The organism is Aeromonas sp. MaB10011B (genome assembly GCF_017939325.1).
GTDB classification, from domain to species: Bacteria; Pseudomonadota; Gammaproteobacteria; order Enterobacterales; family Aeromonadaceae; genus Aeromonas; species Aeromonas caviae.
Genome location: NZ_JAGKRK010000027.1, coordinates 1 through 3834 on the forward strand (window position 1 = coordinate 1; position 3834 = coordinate 3834).

Below are 3834 nucleotides of genomic sequence, written 5' to 3' on the forward strand. Positions count from 1 at the left end.
GGCTTCGGTACCAGGGCGGCCAGCCTTGCAATGAAATCCAATGGTTCGAAAATGACGTGCGTGGTGCCGTCCCGGTACGGCGTCTTGAGCTGGTAGCGCACGTTGCCGCCTCGTGTTAACGACAGCCGCTTCTCGGATACCGCCGGGCGGCTGATGTACCGGCACAGCCGTTCGAGCTTCTTGCGTTCATCGGCCCTGGCCGCCACGCCGGCGTGCAGGCTGGACCCGGCTACCTTGCCAATCCCGTCACCGAACGGATCACCACTGGTCGGCAGAGTTTGCAAAGTGAACACCTTTCGCCCCGCCTGTGAACCGACAGCGATACGGTAAGTGATCGAGTGCCCCAGCAGGGGTGTCATCGGGTCGTCATCCACCGCATCCGAGGCCAGATAGCTGTTTTCGACATCCCGTTCCAGCAGGCCTTGCCGTTCCAGATAGCGACCCACCCGGTGGGCGATGGTGTGCGTCAGCTGGGTGAGCTCTGGGCTGGTCGGCGCCTTGACCCAGCGGAAACGCGCTGAGCCGTGGGATTGCTCGACATACACACCGTCGAGAAACAGCATGTGGAAGTGAACATTCAGATTGAGCGCCGATCCAAAACGCTGGATCAGGGTGACCGCGCCCGTCTTGGCCACTTGGTGGGTATGGCCCGCTTTCTTGACCAGGTGCGTGGCAATGACGCGGTAAACGATGCCCAGCACCCACCCCATGATCTCGGGCCGGCTGGCAAACAGGAAACGCAGCTGAAACGGGAAGCTCAACACCCACTGACGCATGGGTTGTTCAGGCAGTACTTCATCAACCAGCAAGGCGGCACTTTCGGCCATCCGCCGCGCCCCACAGCTCGGGCAGAAACCGCGACGCTTACAGCTGAAAGCGACCAGGTGCTCGGCGTGGCAAGACTCGCAGCGAACCCGTAGAAAGCCATGCTCCAGCCGCCCGCATTGGAGAAATTCTTCAAATTCCCGTTGCACATAGCCCGGCAATTCCTTTCCCTGCTCTGCCATAAGCGCAGCGAATGCCGGGTAATACTCGTCAACGATCTGATAGAGAAGGGTTTGCTCGGGTCGGTGGCTCTGGTAACGACCAGTATCCCGATCCCGGCTGGCCGTCCTGGCCGCCACATGAGGCATGTTCCGCGTCCTTGCAATACTGTGTTTACATACAGTCTATCGCTTAGCGGAAAGTTCTTTTACCCTCAGCCGAAATGCCTGCCGTTGCTAGACATTGCCAGCCAGTGCCCGTCACTCCGCGGTCTTCACTGCGTGATCGAGTTGATCGACACCCGCCGTGACACGCTCCATGAAGTGCCTGCCTGCGTCTGTTAGCCGAACGCCCCGCGCATGGCGCTCAAATAGCAGGACACCAAGGTTATCCTCCAGCGCTTTCACACGCGCGCTGACGCTCGACTGGCTGATACCAAGTGCCTTGGCCGCATGCCGAAAATTCAGATGCTCGGCGACGGCGATGAACTGAACAAGGGAAATGAGCGGTATCCTGCCAGACAGGATACCGACATTCACGAGGTTTCGATGGTTAGTGCGCCGCATCGGAGCGGGCCTGCTACCAGTCGTCGGTTAGACGACTGGCGACTTCTCGGTGGCAGCCCCACGGAGCCGAAGGAGCACCAGCCCCAACGAAACCAGTACCGCCATCGCCGTGGCGTAACAGATCACGGGCCACGCTGTGTCACCGTTTAAAAGTGCCACCGCCAATGTCCCGACAATGCTGACTATCAGGCTTTGAACGCAGAAGTAGAACGCGACCGCTGATCCCGCGATGTCGTCGAACTCTGCCAAAGCGCCGTTCGCGGTAACGGACACCGTGAAGACAATACCGACCGCGACAACCCACATCGGTAGGATGAAGGTGAGGAATGACGGCGAGCCGTAAAGTTCGCCGATCCCCAACAGGACCGCTCCGCAAACAAGCAACGCCATCCCACGCGCCACGCATCCTGCGATGCCCCATCTGGCGACAAAGGACTTCGCGAAACGGGTTGTCACGATCATTACAAGCGCGACAGTGGCGAAGGCAAAGCTGAATCCGATCTCGGAATATTCCGCTTGGCCTATGAGCACACGGGGAGCCGTCGAGAAGAAGACGAAGAAGGTGCCCATACCGGCGCTAAAGCCGACAGTGTAAACCCAAAAAGCCGGACTCGCGAAGATCGGCAAGACAGATCGGCGCGTCTTGACTTGATCCAGAGGGCGGGTTTCGTGCCACCTGAAACCCGCATTTAGGAGTGCGAGCATCGCCAGTATAGCCAAAGTAATGAATATCGCCTGCCATCCCAAGAACTCGCCGATCAATGCTCCGGCGATAGGGCCGAGCGCAGGCACGAACGCCAGCATCGAACTGAAAAGGCCGTAGATGACGACACCCTCAGGACGGTTGGCATAAACGTCGCGAACCGTCGCGAACGTCGCCACCAGCATGGCCGACGCGCCCACTGCTTGAAGTAGACGGAAAGCGACAAAGGCCGGTGCAGTTGAAGACCAAGCTGCTCCCAGAGACGCAATGACGAAAGCCGTTGCGCCCGCAAGTAGAATTGGCCGTCGCCCGATTCTGTCTGAGAGCGGACCAAAAATCACCTGGCCCACGCCGAGCATCACCATATAGAGGCTCAACGTGAGTTGGATCATAGCGGGCGTCGTGTTCAGGATGCCGGGCATCGCTGGAACGACAGGGAGATAAATATCCATCGCCAGTGAAGCGAGGATGTCGAAAGGAGCCATCAGCAGCAGTGCTGCCGGCAGCGTATAGGCCCACGCGGGGCGTGTGGTGGTCATGACGAATCAACCCTCGATTAAGGAATACCGGGCGACGTCTGCTCGTCAGCAATCAGATGAGACTAGCCTTACAGAGCGCCGCAACAACAATACTGGTTGTTGCGGCTTACTTGTCTGCTGACTTGGAATTTCCCATCTGATTACTCCACGCTTACGAATATGAATTGCTACATTTTATCCGATTATCTTTTGCTTCGCAATGCGGCATGGGCGCACTCAGCGTTCCAGCCCCCTCTGCCGCCCTAACTGCCACGACACCGACCCGCCCTGCACGATGCCCATAACCTCGCGGCCGAGTTGGCGGTCGATGATCGGCCGCCACGGGACAAGGGTGAACTCATGGGATTTCTCGACCACGGCGAACTTGCCGCTCGATAGATGCACGGTTCCGGTAAACTTGCCGCTGACGCTCTCGCCGTCCGTGGCGGCGCGGAACGGCAGGCCCTTACTCAAAGCCATATCCGATCCGACGCCGGCTACCTCGCGCTCCCGCAGGATGGCGAGAAGGTTGCGCCGGTAGAAGACGCGGCTGTCCCGGCTGCGGGTGGCGTCGCCCTGTTCGATATGGTGCTCGCGGCGCTGGTCCATGGCTTCGCGGACTTGTTGCCCGAAGCCGGTTGGCGCAAGGTCGGCCGTCTCGCCGTGGATCAGCCGCCGGTCCAGCCAGGTCGCGCCGTCCGATCCGATCTGTTTGTTCAGATCGACCGGGGAAAGGACGCGAACGCTGGCCTGACTGTCTCGGCCGGCGTCATGGGCGGCGGCACGGCTGACCAGATCATCGGGGATGCGCCATTGGTCGGCGTCGATCCGCTCGACGATACCGGCCCGGCGTAGCGCCTCCAGCCGGCGCACATGGGCATCGACATAGCCCTCATAGTCGCCGCCTGGAACGCGGCACGTATAGGAAGAATAAACGCCCTTTTCACCCAAGTCCAACAGCTTTGGACCGCAGTTGACTCTTTCGACACCCCTGCGATGCAACCCAATCCGGCTGACGGGGAGCCAGCAACGCTGAAAATTTACCCTCCTCTTTCCCACTAGC

Annotated in this window: 4 protein-coding genes; all 4 read right to left on the reverse strand. The window is 59.8% G+C overall.

Annotated elements, in window-relative coordinates; genetic code table 11:
- Positions 1-1133 (reverse strand): IS91-like element ISVsa3 family transposase (locus J9893_RS09445; protein ID WP_210600608.1); only part of this gene is annotated, 1133 nt, incomplete at its 3' end.
- A gap of 111 nt (positions 1134-1244) precedes the next feature.
- On the reverse strand, positions 1245-1550 hold the full coding sequence (locus J9893_RS09450) for a LysR family transcriptional regulator (protein WP_001255015.1): 306 nt from the start codon (positions 1548-1550) through the stop codon (positions 1245-1247).
- Between the two features lie 27 nt (positions 1551-1577).
- Complete coding sequence (gene floR, locus J9893_RS09455; RefSeq protein WP_000214119.1) at positions 1578-2792, reverse strand: chloramphenicol/florfenicol efflux MFS transporter FloR; 1215 nt, start codon at positions 2790-2792, stop codon at positions 1578-1580.
- 216 nt (positions 2793-3008) lie between these two features.
- The coding region (locus tag J9893_RS21635) for a DUF3363 domain-containing protein (RefSeq protein WP_238595026.1) at positions 3009-3834 on the reverse strand (826 nt) is incomplete at its 5' end.